Below are 24,396 nucleotides of genomic sequence, written 5' to 3'. Positions count from 1 at the left end.
TCATTCGTTTGACAATTAAATTGAAAATTTCCACACATTAATTTTAATTCAAGAAACCATGCCCATATTCAATGGGTAAAATCTTTGATACTTTTGGCACGCTGACTTACGCCAATGAAGCGGAAGTGAGTCAGAACTTCATCATTCCCCTCTTAACAGAATTGTTGGGATACTCTCGAGAAGATATTAAACCTGAGAAAGAATACCCAGTCTTTAAAATTAATTATGGTCGCAGAAGTTTTTCTTCTGATAAGTTGCCTAAAAGTCAAAAGCCTGATTATGTTGTATGTAATGGGACGACCGATAAACCGAAATTTGTTGTTGAAAGCAAAGGTCCTGAAGAAAAGTTAGACAATCATCTAAAACAAATGACATCTTATGCCATCGGCGTCGGCGTAAATTTTATTGTCATGACTAACGGGAAAAGTCTGATGGTCAATGATGTCAACGAACCAATCTTTTTTGCTGAAACAATGGAGGATTTAGATATTAAATCTGAAATTTTAATACACATTTTGAGTAAAGATATTCAAACGACAAAAAAGCATGCGGAAATAATCCAAACAATTAATCTCAAAGAATCACTGGGAATGATGTATGCTGGAGATGATGCTTCCTTTTTAAAACTACAATTATCAGATTTTTTATCGTATCTTAAAAAGATAAACGAAGACTTATTTGATTGGCAAGTCCCTTTTGAAATGGAATCAGGAATTGGTCAGAATATTGAGCAGTACCCACCAGAAAAAATGTTACAATTCCGAAGGAAAGGTCTGGAAGGGGGTATCAAAGATAATACTGAAAAGATAAGTCTATTGGACCTTATCAACAAGGATTATGGAAAAATTAGAATCATAATTGGACCATCTGGTATTGGTAAATCAACAACCCTAAGATATTTAGCCTATCAAAAATCAACAGAATGTCTTCGCGGCCAGTCACCATTAATTCCCGTATATATTCAGCTCAGGCGATATGGATTAAATCTTAACATAAGGTCATTAATAAAAAATTCATTAGAAAAATATGGGATGACGCCATCGGATGCTAGATTTTCCGAGATGCTGAATAAAAATATGTTCCTTTTCTTGTTTGATGGATTCGATGAGATAGAAGAAAAGTATGTTATAGACGCAATTCACGAAATCGAAGCTATTTCGGAAGTGGGCAACAGCCGTTTTATAATATCTTCACGAGATTCTAGGCCACCCTTCCTACACAATGCATCGACATTTATCATAGAACCTCTTGACGATGAGGTGGTTCTAGAGATTTCGGGTCTATATTTTGGAGCTGAAAAATATTCATTCTATAATGAGATGGCGAGATGTGGAATTGGTAAAGATGCGCATAACACATTAATACTTACATTCTTGGCTTTAATCTTTAAAGAAGATAAATATCTCCCATCATCCCGAAGAAAGACGATTCAGAGAATTATTGAACTCATGAAATTGTGGGAAAAAGGCAAAGATAGCAGAGCATCGAACACAATTGAATGGGATATTAGAAAAAGGATTCTAGCTGAACTTGCCTATGAAATAATTGATGGGGAGAAAGGAGTAACTCTATCCAGTTCAGAAATCGATAAGGTGTTAATTCCATTAATCAAGGAGTTAAAGGATGGGTGTTCGATTCCTGCTGATGTTGATAAGAGGGGTATTCTTGAAGACCTTTCCCTAATCGGTTTGGTCAATTACGAAAACAATTCCATTTCATTTTGTCATAGAATTTTCTTAGATTATTTTGCCAGTGAAGCATTTGCAAATAAGTATTCATCAAAATTGACAATTTTATCAACGAAAATCAGCAAGATTTATTGGACTCCAATCATTGAATTGGCTGCTGGGAGTATAGAGGACGGGGGTACTTATGTTATCGATATTGAGAAGAGCCACCTATTTTTAGCTGGGCGTTGTGCCGTTGAGGTGAATAATATCGATGATGAAATTTGTCACCGTATTTCATTATCATTGGCTAGGAAATGTTCATCTCTTGTCACAATAACTAGATTCAGAGCAATGAACATCCTTCGTAGACTTCAATCAACTTATTCCGAAGAAATATTTTACAAGTTATTCATGGATTGTGAATATACCGATGTAAAAATGATGGCGTTGAAACAACTGAATATCATCGGCTCGACTCGTGGTCAGGAATTACTAAGTCAGAATATCGATTTGAGTGGCAATGGGAGGTTATTCTTCGACCAAACTATTCCAGGTAATATTGCTCTTTCTATAGCCCACAATAAGGAAGGGGACTATCTGAAAATTATCGAAATTTGGAAAAGAGAACCTGACTTGTTTACTAGTCAAAATTGTAAAGATGCAATCCTAATAGTCCTACGGTCGGGCCATATGACAGATGGATTAAAAAAAGCTCTATTGGAATTTTATCTTGAAAAAGGAGATATTGAGAAAACCAGTAAAGATGGCGGTTTAGCTACAGTTCTAATCGAAATCGGAGATGCAAGCATTGTACCGTCCTTGGTTGAGAGCTTGAAGGATATGCAGGAAGACAAAACTTATGGAATGTATACAAATGAAATATTGGCTAGTTTTAAGGATGATAAAGTTGTGGATTACCTGATTGGACAGGTTACCGAAAAGAAAAGTGACAAGAACATCATTGTAGAATGCGCGAAAGCACTTTCTCAGTCAAAGGGGAGGGTTCCAAAAGATGTGTTCATCAAGTTGCTTGATAGTAAAGAACAACTTGTGAGGGCTTATGCATTGGATGGGTTACAAAGATTTCCAGCTCCGACCATAAAAGAATACCTTGTTGGACATATTGACGATGTTTGGTGGGCTCAACGGGAAGCAATTAAAGTATTGGCGGAAAAAGGAATGTTACTAGAACTTACGAAACAACGAGACTTCCTAGGAAATATATCTCAACCTGCCTTCGAAATCCTCCTAGAAAAAATTGAGGATAGTAAGGCTATCGAAATGTTACCCGTTCTCAATGATTTATTAAACTACTGTCAACAAGATAGAAGCATTGTGAGGGTTTCAAAGACATTTTGCATCATTGGCGAAGTTACAAAGGCAAAATCAATTCTCAATGAATTGATAACAAATAAAGGTACACACATGGAAATGTATGCTTTATCAGATATAGTTGAAATTGCCCCAATATTTGACCAAGAATATGCAATTGAAATGGTAAAATTCACTCTAGCTTCAACCATTCAAGATGAACGATATAGATTATTTTTGGAGCATCAGTGTATCGAGTCCTTAGAAAAAATTGGTGGGGAGTCCTCTCTTGTAATCTTAAAAGAGATTGCTTTGAAAAATGTAGTAAGTAATGGTGGTATCGTTACCGAACGAGCTCTTAGGGCTATGAACGCGCTTATATCGAAAAAGGATGAAGAATGGTATTCGAATTTCATAGAATCTTATCCGCAGCTTAATGACAGTGCATTTCGCCGTGCTATTGAGGGATTAGGATTAATCGGGTCAAAGGCCAGTATAACAAAGATTCAAGAAATCGCGGCAAAAAATAAATCAAATCAATTAACTATTGATTTTTGCTACTCAGCGATGGAAAATGTTTACATCTTGAATGGAGAATATATTGAAATATCCGATGAAGAATTATTTGGCCGGTTGGTTTAATAACCTCAATCTATGATATATTTTGTGCGTTTTATATCAAATTACGCTGAGAAGAATCATAGTATTTAAATAATTAGTATATTATATTTAAAAAATATATTTAAAAATGTTTATACCTAAAACCCCTTGATTGACTATCGTTAGTAGATTGCTGGCTATCATATGTTACGAGGGCCTCCCCCCGCACCTTGGGTTCAGGGGCCATAGATAATTACAAAAAATGTCACCCATTCCCCTGACATCTCAATGTCTATCCGATGAAATGCTTTTCTTATATGCGATAAAAAGAGGGGAGCTTCCAATTCACATCCTAGGTCTAAATTGACTTCTTAACGTATTTTTCGAATACATCAAGAAACTTTGGTTCATAGTTAACGCTTACATGATCCACATTCCAAAGGCCACTTGACTTGATCTCATTCCTTGGGCTGTAGTTACCTAACCAACCACTCGTTGGCCGATCTCTGTTAAGTGGATTAGAGAGAAGAGCTATCGCCTGCTTCTCAATATACGCTCGGTCGCTAATAGGAGATGGAGCGTCTTCAATAGAGAGCCAGAGCAACCTCGTTTTTCCAATATAGTTTGATACCAATCTCTCGAGCTCCCATTCACGTTGCCTTTCTTCTTTCGTTGGGTTGTAGTTTTTCCAGCTTGGAATTTCGATGGTGTCCTGGAACCGGTTCATGAGGGCCAGGCCAACGTGTCTCCTGAACACCGAGCTGCGTTGGTACCCTCCCCCGGTCTTTGTTCCACGATGATTCCTTAGTCGTGCCCAGAGTGTGGTTTCCTGCCCCTCTCTGATAGCATGGGTGCCTACTCGGGTGACACGCAGCGCTTCAAGATCATCCGCCCTGGTCTCACCATCCTCAAAGATAAAGTAAACTCCACGTCTCGGCCAGGCCTGCTTTCCTGTACACTCTCCCAACAGCCTCTTTCCACCTAGACCATCCTCGAGCACTGCCATTAACTCATAAAACCTGGTGATGTCCTCATTATATGAATCGAAGTCGGCCATCCTATCACCTGTTCATGAGTTCATCAAGGCGATGCATCATCCCACCGATGCCTGTGCATCCTGCCAGCGGGGCCTCTATTTTTTTCGAGGTAAATACATGCTCGACTATGTCCAAGTATCTTTTGCCACCTAGTACGACTATTCTTTCGTAATTCAACAAACCCATGCTGGCTGCCTGGATGGTTAATTCGGCGATACTGATGGGATTGGTCGAAGGATCGTTGAAGGTCACATCATAAGGTTCTGGTATGATATCGAAAGGGTCGAGGAAACCATATTTGGCTGAGAGGATGTACCAATCGTCAGGATAGAACGCCTCCGCGTACTCTCGGCACTTCTGTGCGAAAGGTCCGATGTAGACCTCCCTAGCTGCCGTTGGTCTGGCCTGCGGTTTCCTATCCCAGATCTTGCGCTTCCCGCAGGGCACGATGCAGATTGTTCTCATGCTGATACTTTCTAGAATTCTCTGCTCGTAGTTAAATGGATTATGGCCGGATATCCTGAGCTAAAAGAATCCAAGAAAGCATTCTTCGACCAAATCGATAAAGTTCAGGTTAGGCTATATCAAATGCTCGAAGTTCAATGCTGTAGAGCCATCAATGCCAAAGGTCTTGATATGAATATTGCATTAAACCATAAAATGGCCATTAATAAGGCATCATTAGTTTATGAGCAATAGGAACCATACCGATTGATGGTCGATCTTGCTTTTTCGAGTACTCTTGAACGAGGGGGTATTCGATAAGACCGTTCTTTCCAAATTTCTATGGATTATTTTTTTTAATTTGTTACACTATGGAGAGAAGCATCTCTTCATCGAAAATGTTCTTCTCTTCAATAATCTGCTGCTATCCCAATGGGAATTTTGAACGTCTTTCATCGTTGGACCGGCGGGGTCCAGCATCCTTACTAAGGGCCAAAGGACACACGTCTGTTCAAGAAGGTCCATGCTTGGCTGAAAAAGCAACATGAAGATGAACGGATCCTTTTGTTACAACAATTCGTTATCTAAAATAATTGATCAAAGAACAACAATGTGTGGTCTGCCATAGGAATTATCTATAGCTACCTTGACACCATATACGGTCTCGATGTTCTCGGGTGTGAGAACATCATTTTTATTACCCGAGGCGAAGACGACCCCATCCTTCATCATCACCACCTTATCACAATATTTCAAAGCCAGGTCCAGGTCATGGACGACGGCAATGGCCACCAACGACTTTTCGCGCACAAGAGAACGGAGCATCTCCATGACCTCCAGCTGATGTCTGATGTCCAGGTTACTGGTCGGTTCGTCGAGCAATATCACCTTTGCTTCCTGGGCCAGAGCTCTCGAGATCAGCACCTTCTGCCGCTGTCCGCTACTAAGTTCGTCAAAGCGTCGAGAGGCCAAGTGCTCCATATTCATCGAGCGGAGTACGGCCCATACCTTGTTCTCATCAGATTGTCCGATGGACCAGTTAATGTGAGGTCTGCGGCCCATCAATACTACCTCGAACACGGTGATCTGACCACCATTTCCGTTAGAATTCTGTGGAACGTAACCGATGCGCTTGGCCACCTCTATGCGGGGCATCGATGATATCAAATCCCCTTCAAGCAAGATGTTTCCTTGGCTGGGTGTCAATATCTTGTTGATACACTTTAAAAAGGTGGTTTTACCTGAACCGTTCGGACCGACTATTCCTAGGATCTCCGAACATTGTGCTGTAAGGCAGATACCGTTCAACACTCGGTCTTGACCATATGAGAAATACACCTTATCTGCGCTAAGCAACACGAACTTCACCGACTGGACTGGCAAATGTTTTTAAAGTAATTAAGTGTTACGATTTTAAAAAAAGTAACACGGTGTTTGTATGAAGAACAAGATGATTACAATAAGCATAGTCTGCATAGTAATCGTGGCCGGATTAGCAGCTGCGGTGTACTTGTCCTCGAGACCAAGTGAAGAGGAGGAAAAAGGACCAGCAAGGTTTGTCTTAGAGGTCTATGGGAATGCAGATTTGGATGAGGATATAGACGAGGAAGACCTGGATTATGTCAGGTCTATAATTTCCGGTGAGCTGAACACAACAGAATATGCGGATGCCAACAACGATGGCGAGATCAATATCGCCGATGTTGCCCAGATCGAGGATATAATTGCCCATGAGCAATCGATCCTGTGGATTAAAGATGGCAACGGCAACAAGGTCAAGGTCGATTATCCGATACAAAAGATCGGCGTGGAGTATCTGAGCAATGCCGAACTGGTACGAATACTCGGGGTGCAGAACCTTGTTGCCGGCCTGGACTTTGCTCCTTACAAGCTTAAATGGTTTTACTTCCCAGAGGACAATGGTGCCATTGTCAACATGAATAATATGTTCAATCCGGATTATGAATTCCTAACTGAGCAGGATTTCGATCTCATCCTTACCTTCTCGAACGCTGTCACGGAAAAGCAGGAGAAATTACCGAACACCAACATTATCTTCCTAGGTCTGTATTGGCCCAATGTCATCATTCCCGAGGATTCCAGGTTCTTGGCAGGGGTCATGAAGGCAGGATACATCTTTGGAAAGGAAGATAGGGCCGCTGATTATGTGGATTGGCTGCTTGGGCTGCGTGATATGATCTATGCGAGAACCAGCAACCTGACGGCCGAAGAGCGTCCTTCAGTGCTCATGACCTCATACAATAAATATTTTAGAGATGGGACGACGACCAATTGTGCAACTTATACGATGATCGATCCCCTCTCCCAGATGTGCATCTTGGCCGGGGGAGACCCGATCGCAAAGGACCTACCGGACTGGTCAGGTGCCAATAACGTATACTCCACAACTGTAGATATCGAATGGGTCATGACGAAGAATCCAGAGTTCATTTTTACCCACACTGTCAGATACACATATGGAGGTGCGATCATGACACCGGCTTATGGTTATGACATGAACGACAGTGCAGAGATGGCCTCTGCCGTCTCGGCCATGCTGAGCCGCCCCCTTTTACAGAACACGGATGCCTATGTCAGTTCGAACCTATACATCATTGCTGGAGATTTCCGCAACAATGCTGCCGGGGGCATCTTAGGTGCGGTCTATCTGGCCAAGATATTGCATCCTGACCTGTTCTCTGACCTGGACCCAGAATCGATACATCAAGAGTACGTAACGTCATGGATGGGGCTTTCTTACGACCTAAGTACACATGGGGTGTTCATCTACCCAGCTACGGATTAATGCGCTTCCAAAACGCTTTCCAATCTTTTTTCTTTTAGCCATGATCGATCGGAGGGGATACATCAATGGGAATCGTGGATTGGGACCAGCTATGGGAGTTAGACATGCAGAGTACAGGAAGGACAAGGTTGCGTGATATTAAGCTATGGGATGGGTTGGCATGGAAGGTTGATGATGGGCAACTATCTGGACTTAATGATGCCCAGCTTGATCTGGTCGGACATGGCCATCGGTCGATAATTGAGATCGGTCCAGGAAGAGGAAGATTGACGATACCATTGGCAAAACGATGCGAACTTTTGACGGCAGTGGAACCTTCCGCTACTATGAGATCAAGGCTAATGACCGATTGTGCTAGGCAGGGGATTAACAACATCCATCTGTTGGCCAAGCGGTGGGAGGATATTATTGTCGGCGAGGACCTGGTTCCGCATGAGCTTGTTCTTGCGTCATATAGCATGTTCATGAGCGATCTCTCTGAACAGTTAAAGAAAATGGATGAGGCCTCGTTGAGGTCTGTATACATCTTCGTTCCCGCAGAGCAGCGTATCCCTGAGGACGTGCAAAGGGCAATTTACGGTCGCAATGTTACTACCGGCCTGAGCGAGCACACGATCCTCTTTAACGCACTATATGAGCTGGGCATCGAGGCAAACGTTCAGATTCTTCATCATAAGACTATGGCCTTTTACGAATCTATCGACAAGGCAACAAACGATCTGGCTTGGTTTTATAATATCCCGGATGAAAGAAAGACGGCACTCTATAAACATCTAGAGGCCGTGATGATTCAGAAAGATGGTGGATTCTACCTAGAGCGAACAAGAAAGGTTGGGGTAGTTTGGTGGAAGAAGTGAATATAGCTCCTGATCTTCAGCAGAGTTCTGAGAAGGTCGAGCGGGAAAAATTGCGTCTGATCCGTTACCGTAAAATGATATTCATGGGTGGTTGCTTTGTTCTTATGCTCTTATTGATGGGCGTATCATTGTCCATTGGTTCAGCTGGCATATCTGTGTTCGAAGCTTATGCAGCAATCTTTGACAGGTTTCTACCCGACCTATTTGATGTCAGTTGGCTGGCCAATACTGTTGTCTGGCAGTTAAGATTGCCACGAACTTTGATGGCAGTTGCTGCCGGAGCAATCCTGGCAATAGCTGGATGCTCAACCCAGGGAATACTGCACAACCCATTGGCCACACCCTATACCCTTGGCGTTTCGGCAAGCGCTGGTTTCGGTGCCGCCATCGGTATCATATTGGGGCACGGGCTGTTCGAGGGCAGTCTATTGGTCATAGGCAATGCCTTTCTCTTTTCACTTATACCAGCTTTTGTAATATTGCTCGCCTCTAGGCGGATCGGTATGTCCCCAGAGACGATGATATTGTGTGGTGTGGCCATGGCGTATATCTTCAGTGCATCTAACACCTTGTTGCAGTTCTTTGCAGAGGCTGATGCAATGAAATCAACGGTCTTTTGGATGGTCGGCGATCTTGCCCGTTCCGCATGGTGGCAACTTCCTTATGTCTTTGCCACTCTCACAATATTCATACTGATCGTTCTGTTCTTCGCCAAAGATATATCAATAATCAAGATGGGCGACGACTCGGCCAAGGGTCTGGGAGTCGAAGTCGAAAGAGTCCGGACGATTATAATAATGGCGGCCTGTCTTTCGACCGCTGTAATCGTATCATTTACCGGGGCGATAGGGTTCATATGCCTTCTTGCCCCTCACATTGCACGGCTTGTCATAGGCTCAGAGGAGAGGTATCTGCTTCCCGCATCGGCTCTAGGTGGTTCATGCTTGATGCTCTTCGCTGACATTATCGCAAGGACAGCTGCGGCCCCGGTAATGCTGCCGGTAGGTGCTATCACCGCACTCCTCGGAGGCCCGCTCTTGATATATTTACTGTTGAGGCAGAGAGGGTATCATTTATGAAAATTGATGTTGAAACATGGGACAGAGAGTGGCACAATGCTCATGAACGATCACCGCTGCGGGTGACGCCAGAGAACGAGGAAAGATGGAACAGATATTGGAACCTCTGCGCTGAGCAATATGGTCTTGAGGTCGAGGCTGAAACCTGTCTTTATGAAAAGATCATCAATCATCTCGAGTCTGGGGGATACCTTCTTCCCGGTGATATTGTCCTAGATGTGGGGTGCGGACCAGGCACTTATACAATACCATTGGCGGCCAAGGCCCGTCAAGTTGTAGGACTTGATAACTCTACAGGCATGATACAAGAGCTTGAGTCACGGGCAAAGCGCAAAGGCCTCAGTAATGTGAGGACCATATTGCGGGATTGGAACGATCCTACCCCCCTTCCTCAACAATACGATCTGGTGATCAGCGGTCAATCTCCAGCAATAAAAGATGCCGCGGCGCTCTTCAAGATGGGGGCCTGCTCTACAAGGCATTGTTGTTATACCACCGCCTCTTGGAGCGATGAGATGCAGATAAGGAACGAGCTCTGGAAACGCTTGATAGGCCCTTTTACCCCATCGTCAGCCTATGATATCAAGTATCCTCTGAATATTCTTCTTGAAAGTGGCGTACGTCCAGATCTAAAGTTTATCACCGGAAAGACCGAGGTGGCACTGGACCCTCAGACCGTCGTCCGTAATTACATATCCTATTTCGAGATCTTTACTGTAATGGACGAGGAGAGGTCATCGATCGTCAAGGACTATATCATGGAGCGTAGTCAGGAAGGAGTGTTATGGAAAAAAGCCTCGAAGATCTTGGCCGTGATGACCTGGTCCCCTCATCAGATTCTGCCTTGATGCTCTGTTAAGGATTTACATTCCAAATGGTATGATGGTCTCATTATCAGAGGCAAAGTCAGCCACATAATGACTCATTTGATTTATCATTAAAAAAATCGCAGATCCAGATGACCGCTACACCTTTCTCTGACATTTGTGTCCCTCATATTGTTCATAATAAGACATACGAGAGCATTCCATCTCCTTATTAATGAAGCCAGTGATGGTAGGTGGATAATAATATCATAGCAATAAACCGATTAAAAGCTCCTCCTCTCAAACATCTTATTTTTATTGTTATACTTTAAAAAAATGTCTTGGCATGGTGGACATATGAATCTGCCATATACCTATGCCATGAAGAGAATATTGTTGGGAAAAAGTCATTACGACAAGCCCTCAAGGAACGAACATGAAGTTCTTGAACTGCCACATGTCCTCATCATAATTGTTCGCCGGGTTCTCCTTGAAATAGACCTGCCTGTTCTTGAGCGGCGTCCAGTCCGACGGCATCGAGACGAACTTGCCGAGATAAGGCATCGCTATCTTCAGAATATAGTCGTGAGGAAGGTCTTCAGGCGTGCACAGGCCCTGACGGGGGTGCTCGATCATCCACATGACCGCGGATATCACGCCCATGGCCACCTGCACGGTCGTAGCGTTCTGACCTGGCGCGAGCTTCCTCGCCTCCTCGATGCTCAGGATGCTGCCGCACCACCAGCTTCCATACTCATGGCCCATGAGCAACGCCCCGAGGATGTCCTCTCCCGAGACTATCTCTCTCTCCTTCAGGATCCTGAGCTTAGATTGCATCACATAGTTGTTGCACCTCAGCTCATGCAGGGAGGCTATGGTGCAATCGCAGGGCATGTACGCATAGTGAACGGTCGGCCTGTAGATCGCTTTCCCGTCCTTCCACACCGTTAACTTGTCTGACAGTCCAAAGGCCTCGCCATGCCTTATCGCCATGCCAACTATCTCGCAGTCTGGCACCCACGACCTGACCCAGGTGTTCATGCCCATCTGTGCGAGCATGATCTGGTTCTTCGGTCCGGTCTTAGGAACGTACGCCAGAGGAGGCAAGGTCTTCTCGTGCGTCCCCCAGCCGATCTCGGACGGTGCTGTCCCCTCCTCTCTTAGCCCTTCGATGCTCCAGGTGCCTACGAACTCGTCGACCCTCTTCGGCCTCTTGGTGATCTGGGTGTCCCTCTCAGAGCAATGGATTACCTTGACGTCCAAGGCCATGGCCAGCTCTGCGAAGTTATGCGTCCTCATCAGGGCCCGTAGCCTTTCGGCCTCCTCCTCGCGGACCTTGTCATCTTCGATCAGCTTTTCGGCGATGTCGAAAAGCGCATGTTTGACGAAGTGGGTGATCAGACCGGGGTTCGCCCCGTGGTCTATTACGGCCGTCACCCCATCGTCCCACCCCTTCGTGAGCTCGCGGAGGCGCATCTGCCTGGCATATAATGATTTCTCCACGGGGTCCTTTGAACCTATCTCGGCCATGGAGTCCCACACCTCCACCGAGGTGTTGATGAAAAGGACATCATGCTCGTGGCACCATCTGATCAGCGTGCACGTGTCCAGGTTCCATGATAGGTCTATCAAGAGCCCGCCAGGGCCCAGGTATTGTGACAGAACCCCATCGAGGTTCTGCTCGGTGATCCTCTGCCTCTTGAACCTTATCCCCTTGCTGGTCCATTGTCTCAGGGCAGGGGCCTTGTTCTCGAAATCTATGATCGTGATGTTCTCATATGGTATCTCTATATGCTTCAGCAATATAGGGAGCGTGCATCTGGCCACAGAACCGTACCCGATTATCAATACCTTACCGTCGAATCTCATCATTTCTGAAAAAACCTCTTTTTCTTTGAAACTCTTATGGGAATCTAACGGTCGGATAAATGGTTTTCCCCGGTCCCTAAAAAATAAGGGAACATTGTGTTCGGATCGGACATATTCCCTGATTTATGTCCCGGTAGGCGCACCATCTCGAGATGGACGAGAGTGGGAAGTGCTGGTGATACCTATGGTCATATCGTTCTCAACAGCAATGATACCCCCGATCGACCAACTGCGCCAACAGATATGCCTGGACGTTCAAGTGGCCTAAGAAAATGCAGATGAAGATTAATATGACCTCCTCAAATCCTGTCGTCCAAGCGCAGGTGCGTGGTTCAAATATCTTCGACATCTGACAGAGACAGATCGACCAATTATGGTCTCGGCATCGACACTGGTGGGACCTATACCGACGTCGCGTTGGTCGATTTTAGGACCCTAAAGGTCCTTGCCAAGGCCAAGGCGAGGACCACACATCATGACCTCAGCATCGGGCTGGGTGAGGGTGTGGACAAGGTGATGAGCTATGTCGACGAACACTTCGAGCCGAGCCTGGTAGGGGTGTCGACGACCTTGGCCACCAACTCCGTCCTTGAGGGCAGATTGGGGCGGGTAGGGCTCATCGGGCTGGGGTGGACACCTCAGGAGGGAAAGGAGTTCGGCGCGAAGAAGCAATGCTTCCTTGCTGGCGGTCATGACGTCAGAGGGCGTGTGCTGGCCTCTATTGATCATCGTGAGGTGATGCGCTCGGTCGAGGAGATGGTCGAGCATGTCGACTCGATCGTGGTCTCGGGGCTTTTCAGCGTCTACAATCCCGCCCATGAGAAGGAGGTCAAGCGCCTCATACAACAGGATCACGACATACCGGTCGTCATGGCGCACGAGCTCACTGGGGAGCTGGGGTTCCATGAGCGCACGGTAACTGCCGTTCTGAACGCGGGCCTGATACCGGTCCTTAGGGACTTCCTTGAAAAGGTCCAAGTCATACTCTCAAAAAAGGGGATACGGGCACCGTTGATGGTGTTCAAGGGCGACGGCTCTCTCATGAACATCCGGACGGCCATGGAGAGACCGGTCGAGACCCTTCTCTCAGGGCCTGCGGCGAGCGCCATGGGAGGGATGTTGTTATCTGGAAAGAAGGACTGCATCGTCATAGATATGGGTGGGACATCTACCGACATTGCCGTGATGGAGAACGGCAGGTCGAGGACAGCGCCCAATGGCGCGGTGGTCGGCTCTTGGCCGACGAGGGTGGAGGCGGTCAACGTATGGACAGTAGGCCTAGGTGGTGACTCCGAGATAAGGGCCACGAAGCATGGGCTCAAGGTGGGCCCTTATAGGGTCATGCCGCTCTGTTTCGCATCACAGAGATATGAGCGTCTCGTTGAGAAGATGAAGGCCCTTGGGGAGCCAAGGTTCCTTGTCGCCTCGATGCGGACGGTGAACGGGCTCTCTGAAAATGAGAAACTCCTTGTCGAGCACATAAGAAAGAACGGTCCATCGACGTTCACCGAGCTTAAGATGGCATTCGAGGAGATGTACCTCATAGACAGGCATATCAGCTCGCTTTGGAAGCAGGGGGCAATAGAAGGTATCGGGCTTACGCCCACCGACATATTGCACGTCTTGGGAATATATCGTGAGGGGGATGTTGAGGCCTCAAGGATTGGATTGAAGATCTTCTCTTTGGCGCATGGCCTAGAAGAGACGGAGATGACGGAGAAGCTGTTCAACAAGGTCCTTTCACGCATCGGAGAGGAGCTTCTGAACAAGGTCCTATCTGACGAGCTTGGCGAGCTTCCCAAGCACGAAGCTGTCGGTCACATCATAAATGGCATGAGCGGTGGGCGAAGGTTCTCGAACCTGAGGCTCAGGGCAAAAATAGATCATCCGATCGTCGGGCTCGGAGGTCCGGCCAGGGCTTTCCTTCCCCGGTTGGCCGAGATGATGGATGTGGAGGTCATCATACCTGATGACCACGAGGTCGGCAACGCTATCGGAGCGGTATGTGGCCAGGTCTCCGAGTTCGTTGACGTGTTCGTCTATCCGAGGGACAGGGGTTTCGCGGTCTACTCCATCTTCGCAAACCCTATCTACTACACGGAGAAGGCGGACGCCGTGGCAAAAGCGAAGGAAATGGCATCTCGTCATGCCATCGCCAGGGCCGAGATGTCGGGCGGTCACGACCTGAAGGTGGAGATAATCGTCGACGAGGAGAGGGAAAGACCAGACAGCCCTCTCGGCTCCGATGCGCTGGTCCAGATAAGGGTAAGGGCCAGGGCCGTCGGCACTCCCTTGGATGGGGATTGATGGCTGCAAAGGTCGGCAGCAATTTTTTTGTGGTCATGAACCGACATTCTTTCGGCCAGGCCTCTAGCGTTCAAATGTCATGAGGATATGGGATGAACCATCACATGCTCATTTGTTTTCCTGATGGGAGTGACGTCCCAGAGAAAGATGACCAATATGATGGACCAGGTCGGCCCCTATTGCCACATTCGACGAACGCCCTTCGAAGATGATCAACGAGATAGAACAATTTGACCATTATGGCCGATGGTCATTATCTCCTCAATCTCGAACGGTCGTCGCTTTGAAGGTAGAATAAATGGGCCTGGCCCATCACAGACCGGAGACCTGAAGAATTATATCCATAGAACCGGCGCACAGGTAATGCCAACGACCCTGGCGGGTTAGATGCACAGTTATAAATATGGCCTATGCCACCACCATCTGAAAATAATCTCGTCTGCGGTCAGCAGATCGTTTTTCTTTTCGAAACAGAGTGAAGATGATGCCATCGTTTACAGATCTTAAGATATCACATGAGATAGTCAAGGCCATGCATGAGATGGGCTGGACCGAGCCTACGCCGGTCCAGGCCCAGGCGATCCCGGCTGGTCTGGAGGGCAGGGACATGTTCGCCCAGGCCCAGACCGGCACCGGCAAGACCGGTGCCTACGGGACCATAATATTGATGAGGACAGAGCCAGGCTACAAGGAGCCTGATGCCCTCGTTGTCGTTCCAACAAGGGAGCTCGCAAACCAGGTGGCCGACGAGCTAAACCATCTCGGGAAGTACACTGGTCATGAGTCAATGCCGATCTATGGCGGGGTCGGCATCGAGCCACAGATCAAGCACCTGAGAAGGGGGACGGACACGGTAGTGGTCACCCCTGGCAGGGCGAAGGACCTCCTTGAGAGGAACGAGCTGGACCTCTCGAAGGTGTCGGTCGTGGTCCTGGACGAGGCGGACAGGATGCTCGACATGGGCTTCATCCGCGACATCAACTTCATCATGTCAAAGTTGCCCAAAAAGAGGCAGACCCTTCTGTTCTCCGCCACGATGTCCCCGGACATCAAACAGCTGGCGATGAGACAGATGGTGAACCCGTTGGAGGTCCTCGTATCGAAGGATGAGCCAGTACTGGACCTTACAACGCAATACTTCCTGATGGCCACCAGGGAGACCAAGCGTGACGCGCTCTATGCTGTTCTGAACAAGTTCCATGAAAAGACCATCATCTTCTGTCATACCAAAAGAAGGGTCGACCAGCTGAAGAGGAAGATCGTCGCCGACGGTTATGATGCAGCCGCCATCCACGGCGATGTCGCGCAGAACAAGAGGGAGAAGGTCATGAGCGCGTTCAGGGAAGGCTCGGTGGACATGCTCGTCGCGACGGACGTGGCAGCGCGAGGGTTGGACATCGACGATGTCGAGCTGGTCGTCAATTATGATGCCCCCATGGACCCGGACACATATGTTCACCGCATCGGCAGGACAGGGAGGGCAGGGAAAGAAGGCGTGGCGGTATCGATCTTCCTCCCAGAGGAGCGAGGCCTTCTCCGAGAGATCCTGACCAAAACCAAAAAGCCCATTGACCTGCTTGATATCGAGGTCGTCCCTGCTCCTGTACCTCGGGTCGATCCAAGGGGGACCCAGGCAAGAGAAGTACACATTTCCGTAAAAAAACGTCATCAAAGCGGTCCAGGCAAAATGAACGTTACAAGGGACCAGAAAAGGAGAGGCGGGGAGCATTCACATAACAAAAGAAGAAAGGGCCATGGACAAGCTCATGTTAGATGAGCCCGTCAGCGATCGCGTCCAAATTATTGAAGTGGATTAATGACCTTGGCAAGAGGACCATGTTAGGGCATAGGTCAATAGCCAGATTTGATCCTGACTGTCCGACGCCCCTCTTGAAGTAAAGAAAAGAAGGGGCTCTATGCAGAACATATGGCAGCTCAATATGGTTGAGACCCGCCTTCCATATGCACGGCCCGATAATTTCAGGGCGTTCAATTCTCCGCCTCATCTAAAGCCAGGCCGAGGCACCATTTCGCTCTTGTTCATAGCCTTTCCAGGATCTGCTTCCTCTTCTCATCATATTCCTGTTGTGTGACCAACCCCTTTTGTCTCAGGTCATCAAGCTCCCGCAACCTTTCCTCGGTGCCCAGGGCCGAGGGTCGTTGGACAGGTTGGTCGACGACGACCACCGGCATTGCGGATGGATTGATCACTGCTGCCGCGATCTTGTTGACCTCGAACGGCCTCCCGACGTTCTCCCACTCCACAGCTCCCCCGCTCCTGAGCTTGATGCCTGGCGATTCATAGTCGATCCCTCCCTTTTCACCGGCCGTTGCGAAGTATATATCACCGTAGCCGAAGACCCTCTCATACCAGGGCTGAATGACCGTGACGTTCTGGATCTTGTCCACGCCAGTATCAGCATATCTTAGCGTGAAAATCCCGTATCTTGTGATTATCCTCCGGTCCGTGATGACGAACATCACCCGGTTGAGATAGATGTAATTGATCAGGAGGGCGACGAGCGCAAAGATCAGGGGCACGAGGTACCAATACCATTCAAGGCCCTTGTCCGAAAGGAATGCCCATACCGCAATACCTATCCCAGCGACCCCGCCCAAGAGCCCGAACCTTCTTTCGACAAGGGCCATCATGATGCAGATAAGGACAACGATCCCCAATGCGGGGAGGTATCCATCATTTTCAACATAGACCATCATGACTGAGAAATATACCAGCGCGAAAAAGGTGAGCAAAAGTCCCCTTCCGAGTATGACGATCGCCGCGGGCTTCCCCTTCCATCTCAAGGTCTCGCCAGGCATCAGGTAATCGGAAGGAGGCGCTCCGCTCGCGATCCTCGCCGCGGTCTTTCCAAACCTCTTCCCCATCTTTCTCCCTCTTCACAGCTTAAAAGGGGATGATGGATATATTATTGATACCAGATGAACCTCAAGGGATGGGATCAGGCCATCCAGAGCTCCTCCTCTATCACGACCTTCCCGTCGTCCCTCCTCACGATGTCGACGAAGACGTACTTGCCCTTTGGGACCCCGATCTCCTTGAGCATCTTCTTTACCTCCCTCTTCGAATCTTCGTTGTTAGCGCACTCGATGGTCCCCTTGCGTATGTCTCCAGACCAGTTGATCGTATAATCGTACGTCGCCATGCTGTCATCTCCTGGGATATCCTAGTGCATGTCCTTCAACCGGATAAAATGATCGAATTAGGTAAGTCCGATATCGAACAGACCCCATCCTCAACAAGGTCCCTGGCATGGAGGTGAGTCCCAAAGACGATCTGGATGAGCAGAGGCAAGAATGCTCCGCTTCAGACATACATGATCAGATCCTGTCCCATTATTTTTCGACCCTCCCAAGGCAAAAACATCATATGGGGGATAACTGTAATCACTCCCAAGGAGGCAGGTTGAGATGAGCGACGAAGGTCTTTATCCATACATATTCAAGCGCAGGTCGGTCAGGAAATATCAGAAGGAGCCGCTCGACCCATCGGTCCTGTCCGATATCTCGACATTCATCGATAATATTGTACCATTGGTCCCGGGTATTCGGACCGAGATAAGAGTCCTGAACGAACAGACCATAAAGGGCATGTTCAGGACCAACGCACCACATTACATCGCCTTTTACTCGGAGAAGAAGGATGGATATCTCCCGAACGCGGGGTTCATGCTCCAACAGCTCGACCTTTATCTCGCTAAGAAGGGGATTGGTAACTGCTGGCAGGCCGGTGCAAAACTTGCAAAGGGAGGAGGGGAGCCTCCTCAGGGGATGGAGCTGGTGATCATGACCTCATTCGGAAGGCCCGCAGAGGAGATATATCGTAAAGGGCCTGATGAGTTCAAGAGGAAGGAGGTCACCAAGATATCTTCCGTAAAGGGGATGGAGAACATCATAGAGGCCGCCAGGCTTGCCCCTTCCAGCGTTAACAACCAATCATGGTATTTCACCGGCGGGGATGGGAAGATATACGCATTCGCGGAGAGGTCGCTCATAACCGACCATCTGAACCGCATCAATGTGGGGATAGCGCTCTGCCATATGTGGCTGGCCGCACAGCACGAGGGGAGGAAGGTCTCCTTCGATCTCAGCGGTTGCGATGCTGACATGATACCAAAGGGCTATGCCTTTGTGGCCACCATGACGATAGAATAAGAAAGGCGTTGGGGATGAAGAGCGAGGATGGGATAAGGATACTCAGGGACATCCATGCCGTCCCCGAAGGGTCGAGCTGCGCAATGATCATTCGCCATGCTGACCGAGGCGGGGAGCTTGGCCAGATCGTAAGGAATGATGAGGGGCTCAATGAGACCGGTATAAGAAGGGCGAGGGAGCTCGGCTCCCGTCTCACCAGGTTCAATATGTTAAAGGCATTCTCGAGCCCTGTCGGCCGCTGTGTGGACACCGCCAAGCTCATCTCAGAAGGGTTTGGTCAGGGTATAGTGCCTGAGAGAACCGAGCTTCTTGGCATGTCCGCACCTTTCATGGTGGACACGAAGAGGGCCTATGATAAGATGCGAGAATTAGGTCTGATAGGTTTCGTTGACCTATATGTCAATGACAAGATCGACAGGAGCATCGCCCTGCCCTGCGGTCAAGGAATGAAGATGCTACTATCGTACGCGATCGAGAAGATCAAGGACATGGACAACGGCCTCGGCCTCTTTATTACCCATGACATGATCATCACGCCACCGATGGCCTATTATTTCGGATACGATTTTCGTACGAAAGGCCTGGTGCCATTCCTGGACGGGATCATTCTCTATCGGACGGACAATGGTCTCGTCGCAAGGTACGACGGGAGAGAGATACCGGTCAGCGAGGAGGGCACCCCTCTTGAAAAGTGGGGGTCTGTGCCTTGATCGACCATCAGATATGGTAGAGGATGGCCGTCTCCACCATATGCTCATCTTCTCGCCATTGGTCGGTCTAGGGCCGTGGGCCGTCTGACCATTTTGAACCGTGGGCATCCAACTTATGCCCCTCCAGATATCTTTATCTAGTCATTGCTCCACTAATTCGCAGCAAGGTGGTAAATATCGCAGAAAAGGACATCGCGGTCGCGTTGAACGAGAAGAGCCAAGACCTCAAGAAGATGTTCAAGGAACTTGAGGCGAACCTTGAACAGTGGAAGTTCTCGATCGAGGAATCGAAGGAAGGCATCAGGGTGGAGATACACGCCACTGCATTGATAAAGAGGGAGAAAAAGGCCAAGGAATGATCGGGACGATCTTCAAACCCATTCACTCCTTCCGTTTCCTTATTCCCTTCCTTTTCATGAGGTCGATGAGCTCAAGCTTCACCTCGTCAGAGAAATTGATGTCTGGACGGCGTTGGATGAGCTCAATGAAGTCCGCCGCGTGTTGGATGTCCCTCCTTGAGAAATGCCTGGATGCCAAGGAGACGATCTTCCTTGGAGGCGCATATTGCAAAAAAGAAGCGATCTGACATGCGATATCATATGCCCTCTTATCCTCTTCAGGCGCCTCATCCAGGAAGTTACCGACGTCCATTATGTACACCCTGTCCGCGAACATTATGTTCTCCGGCTTGATGTCCCCATGGAATATGCCGTTCTTGTGCATCATCGCCAGATATGAGAACGCTGTGTCGAGGTGGTCCTCGGTGATCTTCGAGACATCACTTATCGGCCTGGCATCAAGGAACTCCTCGACGAGCATCCATAGGTTCCCCTTCAGCTTATGATATCCCAACGGCCTTGCCGTGGGGATCCCTAGACCATGGATGGCTCTCAGAAGCTCATATTGGTGCCTCGCCATCTTCTCGGCCGAGGCGTTGAAATCGAACATCGGGGCCCTGCCGTTCATCTCAAGGAATATGTTCTTGAAAAGCTGGATCGTCCTCGCCGTCATCAGCTCGGAGTTGCCTAGGATCTTGGCGAACACCTTGACCTCGTTGCCCATCCGATCCACCCCTTGGATCTTGACAGGGATCGAGAGCCTGGACCCTCCTGCACCTAAGGGCTTGATCATCATCTCCTTGAAGCCGTATTCCCTCCGCATGATCTCATGCACAGATTCCAGGACCTGTCTGAAGAACTCACGGTGAGCGTCATAATCGATGGCCTCTGCCCGTGACATATCACTCCTCCGCTATGGAAGTGCCAGCTTCTTTATCATCGCTGGGGGCCTTCTCTCTCAGATGCCTTGCCCTTTGCTTCTCCCTCTCCTTCCTCCGTGCCTGCCTCCATAAGGCGATCCCAAGACCCAGGGCATTTAGACGATGTACCTTTAGACCCTTCTTGACCCCTCTTCCCAGCTCAAATACGGGCTTCCCCTTGTGGGTGTAGATGACACGCCAAATGGCCAGGTCGGGTATGTTCGTGTAAAGCTCGTTGGTGTTGATCACGATGTCCTTTCCTCTTATCGTTATCTCGGCATCGACGACGTTCTCCATCTTTATCGGCACCCTTATGCCATTGGCGAACGCGGCCCGGAACAATGCGTAAGATATGACCTCCACCGTAGCGAGGTCGATCGCCCTTTCCGACCTCGGGGGAGGCATTTGTCGGACAGCCTCATCCTTTAAGGTATGAGGAGCGGCATCCTTTGGGCCTTCGTCCCTATCATCTACAGTGTGAACACCGCCTTCTCCCCCTTCCTTTCCATCCTTTTCCTCCAGGTACGGGGCGCCATCCTTGTGGTACTTGCTCTGGACATTGACGCTCCCCTTTTTTGACCAGTACTCTTCGAACCTTTCAAGGTCAGCGTCCACCCCGAACATCCCTTCAGGAAGGCCCTCTTTATGATATTCACCGAGCACCTTCCTGGTCTTAGGTTCTTCCCACTCCTCGGGGCACATCAATGCCCTGTCGCAGACGGGCCCATCGGGCCTTCTTTCCTTCCTCTCCGGGTCGGCCATGGAACACCTACTTTTTTATAAGGACCTGAAACCTCGCAAAGATCCTGGTGCCGTCGCTATATTCCTCCATCGAGATCTTCCAATCCTCCAGCTCTGCGTTGATGGTCTCGAAGAACTTGTCGATCTCGTCGACGATCTTCTCCACGTTCTCAGGCTTCCCGCCGACAAGGTTCAGGACTGACGACACCTTCTCTTTCTTGCCCATTTGATTATCCCAGGGTTCTAACTTAGCCGGGGATAATTATCCTTTTCTATAGGTCCGTTCAATGACCGAGCGTCCCATTTCCAGACAAAACCTAGATTACGAAAGATACGGACAGGATGCCCCTATCTTTAATGATTAAGTATCGGTCCGTGCGTCTATACCCGATTGTGGAAGAGCAAGTGGACCTGGAGGACCTGACTGTCTGCTACGACCCTGTCGGCTTCCGTTCAGAGGTGCTGAAGGAGATCGAAACGGAGACCTACATGCTCCAGAAGGTCGAAAGACCCTCTGACATGTTGAATCTGGTGCACATTGCCGCCATAGTCGCCCTCGGGGTGGCGGGAGCGATAATCTTCACGGACATCACCGCCCTCTATCTATGGCTGGTGATCGGTCTTCTGATCTATTCCTATAATTTCCTAACCTTGCTCAATCCGACCACCACCATCCGGGTCCGTCCCAAGGAGGCGAAGGCTTTGAGACGGAAGGGGAAGGACACAAAATGGTTGGCCTTTAAGCTCCTTGCCAAGAAAAAGAAACTTGCGATAGAGGTCGGCCTGACAGTCTTTCTTGGAGGGAACGTGCCTCTTGTCGTAAGCTTCGCGATGATATTCGGCCTGGCCCTTATTTTTGTCCTGTATTACACATTCTTCACGGATGTGATAGGGGTCTATACCGCCACCATAGTGATGGTCCAGATAGGGCTCATCATCGGATTCCAGCTATTGATCTACTTCCTCGAGCCCGAATCTCAGGGGGTGACAAGGCTGGCCAGAAAGGTCCAAAGACAGATCGGGGAGATGAGGTCGAAGGGAAGGATCTGGGCGTTGCTCTTCATTTTAGGGATAATTGGTTTCATTTTCATCAGCGCCGTGCTCGTCATAGGTGCCTCTCTTCTTCCGAACTATACGATGGTGGCCTTGGGGATCGAGATATTCGAGGTGGGCAGCGCGAACCTTCCTTTGCTCCTCATCATCGTGGTCATCGAGCTCTTCGTCATGAGGCATTTCCAGTCATTGGCGAGCCGGGGCATGGCGGTCCGGATGCTGACGTCGCGCATCCGGAAGATGCGAGAACAGGTCCTTGCGCGGTTCGACGACCTGATGGAGAGGAGCCGATATATGACAGAGGAACAGTTCGAGTCCGAGTTCACGGACATCAGAAGGACGTTCTATTCGCTCGTCATCGTCGATGTGATAAAGGTCGATATATTAGGAAGATCGCCCATATATCTGATAGGCCCAAGACTGAAATATCTGTTGGATGACAAGGTCCTGAACCACTTCCACGATTAATCAGAACCAGAGAGGACATCATCTGTCGAGACCCCCTCACCGTTCTTTTCCAACATATCGACCCAATCCCAATGTGGGACGGTCATCCTCCTCCTCTCCTTTACCATTTCGTATGCTTGGAGATGTGATATTCCCAGCTTCCGGCTTATATAGACCATGGCGACGAAAGGGGACCTGTCCCTTCCATGATAGCACCTGATGAGGACCTTTGCCCCCATCCCTGCCAAGGCAAGGATGAACCTGACCTCTCGTTCTATGAGGTCGACCTTCGGCGTCCGACGGGACCTGCCTTTCGAATCATCGAACAACACCCTCGAGTCCAAGACCAGGTCTATCCCTTCACGCTGGAGCATCTTGACGTTCCTTGCGTCCATCCAGTTCCCGATGGCCACGTTGTCATCTATCCAATCGATCATGAGACCACTCAAAAGCGTGAAGGGTGCTGGACAGTACCATCCTATGACAGACCTTTGACCGCCTTCATCGCCTCTTCCGAGTGCTTCTTGCCCTGAAGAGCTGATGAGTAGACCATCCTGACCACACCCTTTTCATCGATCACATAGGTGACCCTTGCGGGCGTACCTCCGATCCCGACCGCGCCGAACATCTCCCGCACCTTCCCCTCAGGGTCGCTCAGCAAGGTGAAGGGGAGCTCATGTTCCGTCGCAAACCTTTTGTGTGATTCAACACTGTCAGAGCTGATGCCAAAGACCTTGGCACCTTCTCTCATGAAGCCCTCATGCATCTCCCGGAATGCCCTCGCCTCCATGGTGCATATGCTCGTAAAGTCAGCTGGATAGAAGTATATCACTAGCTTTCCCTTTCCAATATGCTCCGACATGTCAACTAGCTTCCCGTCCTGGTCCCTGAGGGTGAAGCCAGGGACACGATCGCCCTCCCGTAATCCTTTCATAAGATCCTCTGATGACATTTGGAGCTAGAGCGTATTTTGAATTTACGCATGCAGCAGCATGATAACACCAGACCGTCTTACGATCATGACCAAGAAGGAGGGGGCCCTGATGATCGACGATAGAGGGGGCGGCCGTCGGCCCGACCGACCTTCGATCGTTGGGCCTGTTGTTGCAGGACAGAAAATGACATTGTGCAGGGCATGTTCCATAATTATCCGCTGTCCAGGTCTAACCCATCCACCATACGGGCATGATATATCGGATAAGATCAGGTATGCGGGAAATGTATAAAG

At 48.7% G+C, this 24,396-nt stretch carries 22 protein-coding genes; 11 read left to right on the top strand and 11 right to left on the bottom strand.

From position 1 onward, the window contains the following. Positions 1–71: 71 nt before the first annotated feature. On the top strand, positions 72–3,623 hold the full coding sequence (locus tag HPY73_03185) for a type I restriction enzyme HsdR N-terminal domain-containing protein (protein QLH74550.1): 3,552 nt from the start codon (positions 72–74) through the stop codon (positions 3,621–3,623). A gap of 316 nt (positions 3,624–3,939) precedes the next feature. Here HPY73_03185 and HPY73_03180 read toward each other — a convergent pair whose 3' ends face one another. The 3 genes from HPY73_03180 to HPY73_03170 all read right to left on the bottom strand — a co-directional run bounded on the left by HPY73_03180 (position 3,940) and on the right by HPY73_03170 (position 6,421). Then, complete coding sequence (locus HPY73_03180) at positions 3,940–4,638, bottom strand: hypothetical protein (protein ID QLH74549.1); 699 nt, start codon at positions 4,636–4,638, stop codon at positions 3,940–3,942. Positions 4,639–4,642: 4 nt separating this feature from the next. Beyond that, a complete protein-coding gene (locus HPY73_03175) occupies positions 4,643–5,083 on the bottom strand; it encodes a hypothetical protein (GenBank protein QLH74548.1) in 441 nt (146 codons plus the stop codon). Positions 5,084–5,659: 576 nt separating this feature from the next. Further along, complete coding sequence (locus tag HPY73_03170) at positions 5,660–6,421, bottom strand: ABC transporter ATP-binding protein (protein QLH75634.1); 762 nt, start codon at positions 6,419–6,421, stop codon at positions 5,660–5,662. 79 nt (positions 6,422–6,500) lie between these two features. Between HPY73_03170 and HPY73_03165 the strand changes: the two genes are divergently transcribed. The 4 genes from HPY73_03165 to HPY73_03150 all read left to right on the top strand — a co-directional run bounded on the left by HPY73_03165 (position 6,501) and on the right by HPY73_03150 (position 10,652). After that, positions 6,501–7,868 carry an ABC transporter substrate-binding protein gene (locus tag HPY73_03165; GenBank protein ID QLH74547.1) on the top strand — a complete coding sequence of 456 codons (1,368 nt, stop codon included), beginning with the start codon at positions 6,501–6,503 and terminating at the stop codon, positions 7,866–7,868. Between the two features lie 65 nt (positions 7,869–7,933). Continuing rightward, complete coding sequence (locus HPY73_03160) at positions 7,934–8,725, top strand: hypothetical protein (protein ID QLH74546.1); 792 nt, start codon at positions 7,934–7,936, stop codon at positions 8,723–8,725. Positions 8,726–8,799: 74 nt separating this feature from the next. After that, positions 8,800–9,804 carry an iron ABC transporter permease gene (locus tag HPY73_03155; GenBank protein ID QLH75633.1) on the top strand — a complete coding sequence of 335 codons (1,005 nt, stop codon included), beginning with the start codon at positions 8,800–8,802 and terminating at the stop codon, positions 9,802–9,804. Beyond that, positions 9,801–10,652, top strand: a complete 852-nt coding sequence (locus HPY73_03150) for a class I SAM-dependent methyltransferase (GenBank protein ID QLH74545.1) — start codon at positions 9,801–9,803, stop codon at positions 10,650–10,652. The genes HPY73_03155 and HPY73_03150 overlap by 4 nt, the downstream gene beginning before the upstream one ends. Positions 10,653–11,033: 381 nt before the next feature. Here HPY73_03150 and HPY73_03145 read toward each other — a convergent pair whose 3' ends face one another. Beyond that, positions 11,034–12,479, bottom strand: coding sequence for a homospermidine synthase (locus HPY73_03145; GenBank protein QLH75632.1), 1,446 nt, complete (start codon positions 12,477–12,479; stop codon positions 11,034–11,036). Between the two features lie 327 nt (positions 12,480–12,806). Between HPY73_03145 and HPY73_03140 the strand changes: the two genes are divergently transcribed. Together HPY73_03140 and HPY73_03135 are read left to right on the top strand one after the other, a co-directional pair. After that, positions 12,807–14,786 (top strand): hydantoinase/oxoprolinase family protein, encoded by a 1,980-nt coding sequence (locus HPY73_03140; protein QLH74544.1) that lies wholly within the window; start codon positions 12,807–12,809, stop codon positions 14,784–14,786. A gap of 532 nt (positions 14,787–15,318) precedes the next feature. Next, positions 15,319–16,563 carry a DEAD/DEAH box helicase gene (locus HPY73_03135; protein ID QLH75631.1) on the top strand — a complete coding sequence of 415 codons (1,245 nt, stop codon included), beginning with the start codon at positions 15,319–15,321 and terminating at the stop codon, positions 16,561–16,563. Positions 16,564–16,826: 263 nt separating this feature from the next. On the opposite strand, the gene HPY73_03130 is transcribed toward HPY73_03135, so the two are convergent. Continuing rightward, the gene (locus HPY73_03130) at positions 16,827–17,672 is read right to left on the bottom strand and encodes a PH domain-containing protein (protein QLH74543.1); all 846 of its coding nucleotides are present in this window, start codon (positions 17,670–17,672) and stop codon (positions 16,827–16,829) included. Between the two features lie 74 nt (positions 17,673–17,746). Then, a complete protein-coding gene (locus tag HPY73_03125; protein QLH74542.1) occupies positions 17,747–17,950 on the bottom strand; it encodes a hypothetical protein in 204 nt (67 codons plus the stop codon). A 265-nt stretch (positions 17,951–18,215) separates the two neighbouring features. Between HPY73_03125 and HPY73_03120 the strand changes: the two genes are divergently transcribed. The 3 genes from HPY73_03120 to HPY73_03110 all read left to right on the top strand — a co-directional run bounded on the left by HPY73_03120 (position 18,216) and on the right by HPY73_03110 (position 20,028). Next, a complete protein-coding gene (locus HPY73_03120) occupies positions 18,216–18,959 on the top strand; it encodes a nitroreductase (protein QLH74541.1) in 744 nt (247 codons plus the stop codon). A 14-nt stretch (positions 18,960–18,973) separates the two neighbouring features. After that, entirely contained in the window at positions 18,974–19,669 is a 696-nt protein-coding gene (locus HPY73_03115; GenBank protein ID QLH74540.1) for a histidine phosphatase family protein, read from the top strand. A gap of 167 nt (positions 19,670–19,836) precedes the next feature. Continuing rightward, positions 19,837–20,028, top strand: coding sequence for a hypothetical protein (locus HPY73_03110; GenBank protein ID QLH74539.1), 192 nt, complete (start codon positions 19,837–19,839; stop codon positions 20,026–20,028). A 22-nt stretch (positions 20,029–20,050) separates the two neighbouring features. Here HPY73_03110 and HPY73_03105 read toward each other — a convergent pair whose 3' ends face one another. The 3 genes from HPY73_03105 to HPY73_03095 are packed head-to-tail and all read right to left on the bottom strand — an operon-like array spanning position 20,051 to position 21,894. Further along, positions 20,051–20,908: a hypothetical protein gene (locus HPY73_03105; GenBank protein ID QLH74538.1), complete on the bottom strand. Its 858-nt coding sequence runs from the start codon at positions 20,906–20,908 to the stop codon at positions 20,051–20,053. A gap of 1 nt (position 20,909) precedes the next feature. Further along, a complete protein-coding gene (locus HPY73_03100; protein ID QLH74537.1) occupies positions 20,910–21,689 on the bottom strand; it encodes a hypothetical protein in 780 nt (259 codons plus the stop codon). A 7-nt stretch (positions 21,690–21,696) separates the two neighbouring features. Beyond that, entirely contained in the window at positions 21,697–21,894 is a 198-nt protein-coding gene (locus tag HPY73_03095; GenBank protein QLH74536.1) for a hypothetical protein, read from the bottom strand. A 167-nt stretch (positions 21,895–22,061) separates the two neighbouring features. Here HPY73_03095 and HPY73_03090 point away from each other — a divergent pair, with 167 nt between their 5' ends. Beyond that, positions 22,062–23,189, top strand: a complete 1,128-nt coding sequence (locus tag HPY73_03090; GenBank protein QLH74535.1) for a hypothetical protein — start codon at positions 22,062–22,064, stop codon at positions 23,187–23,189. Here HPY73_03090 and HPY73_03085 read toward each other — a convergent pair. Both HPY73_03085 and HPY73_03080 read right to left on the bottom strand, forming a co-directional pair. Then, positions 23,186–23,605: a dual specificity protein phosphatase family protein gene (locus HPY73_03085; protein ID QLH74534.1), complete on the bottom strand. Its 420-nt coding sequence runs from the start codon at positions 23,603–23,605 to the stop codon at positions 23,186–23,188. The genes HPY73_03090 and HPY73_03085 overlap by 4 nt on opposite strands. A 41-nt stretch (positions 23,606–23,646) precedes the next feature. Next, on the bottom strand, positions 23,647–24,120 hold the full coding sequence (locus HPY73_03080; protein QLH74533.1) for a peroxiredoxin: 474 nt from the start codon (positions 24,118–24,120) through the stop codon (positions 23,647–23,649). Positions 24,121–24,396: the final 276 nt, after the last annotated feature.

This window comes from Methanomassiliicoccales archaeon (assembly GCA_013415865.1).
Classification (GTDB): Archaea; Thermoplasmatota; Thermoplasmata; order Methanomassiliicoccales; family UBA472; genus MVRC01.
This window is presented reverse-complemented; position numbering and strand designations above follow the sequence as displayed.

Bases quoted from the DNA above. Each gene is read 5' to 3' on its own strand.
- HPY73_03185 (QLH74550.1), top strand. From the start codon at position 72: ATGGGTAAAATCTTTGATACTTTTGGCACGCTGACTTACGCCAATGAA.
- HPY73_03180 (QLH74549.1), bottom strand. From the start codon at position 4,638: ATGGCCGACTTCGATTCATATAATGAGGACATCACCAGGTTTTATGAG.
- HPY73_03175 (QLH74548.1), bottom strand. From the start codon at position 5,083: ATGAGAACAATCTGCATCGTGCCCTGCGGGAAGCGCAAGATCTGGGAT.
- HPY73_03165 (QLH74547.1), top strand. From the start codon at position 6,501: ATGAAGAACAAGATGATTACAATAAGCATAGTCTGCATAGTAATCGTG.
- HPY73_03160 (QLH74546.1), top strand. From the start codon at position 7,934: ATGGGAATCGTGGATTGGGACCAGCTATGGGAGTTAGACATGCAGAGT.
- HPY73_03155 (QLH75633.1), top strand. From the start codon at position 8,800: ATGATATTCATGGGTGGTTGCTTTGTTCTTATGCTCTTATTGATGGGC.
- HPY73_03150 (QLH74545.1), top strand. From the start codon at position 9,801: ATGAAAATTGATGTTGAAACATGGGACAGAGAGTGGCACAATGCTCAT.
- HPY73_03145 (QLH75632.1), bottom strand. From the start codon at position 12,479: ATGAGATTCGACGGTAAGGTATTGATAATCGGGTACGGTTCTGTGGCC.
- HPY73_03135 (QLH75631.1), top strand. From the start codon at position 15,319: ATGCATGAGATGGGCTGGACCGAGCCTACGCCGGTCCAGGCCCAGGCG.
- HPY73_03130 (QLH74543.1), bottom strand. From the start codon at position 17,672: ATGGGGAAGAGGTTTGGAAAGACCGCGGCGAGGATCGCGAGCGGAGCG.
- HPY73_03125 (QLH74542.1), bottom strand. From the start codon at position 17,950: ATGGCGACGTACGATTATACGATCAACTGGTCTGGAGACATACGCAAG.
- HPY73_03120 (QLH74541.1), top strand. From the start codon at position 18,216: ATGAGCGACGAAGGTCTTTATCCATACATATTCAAGCGCAGGTCGGTC.
- HPY73_03115 (QLH74540.1), top strand. From the start codon at position 18,974: ATGAAGAGCGAGGATGGGATAAGGATACTCAGGGACATCCATGCCGTC.
- HPY73_03105 (QLH74538.1), bottom strand. From the start codon at position 20,908: ATGTCACGGGCAGAGGCCATCGATTATGACGCTCACCGTGAGTTCTTC.
- HPY73_03100 (QLH74537.1), bottom strand. From the start codon at position 21,689: ATGGCCGACCCGGAGAGGAAGGAAAGAAGGCCCGATGGGCCCGTCTGC.
- HPY73_03095 (QLH74536.1), bottom strand. From the start codon at position 21,894: ATGGGCAAGAAAGAGAAGGTGTCGTCAGTCCTGAACCTTGTCGGCGGG.
- HPY73_03085 (QLH74534.1), bottom strand. From the start codon at position 23,605: ATGATCGATTGGATAGATGACAACGTGGCCATCGGGAACTGGATGGAC.
- HPY73_03080 (QLH74533.1), bottom strand. From the start codon at position 24,120: ATGTCATCAGAGGATCTTATGAAAGGATTACGGGAGGGCGATCGTGTC.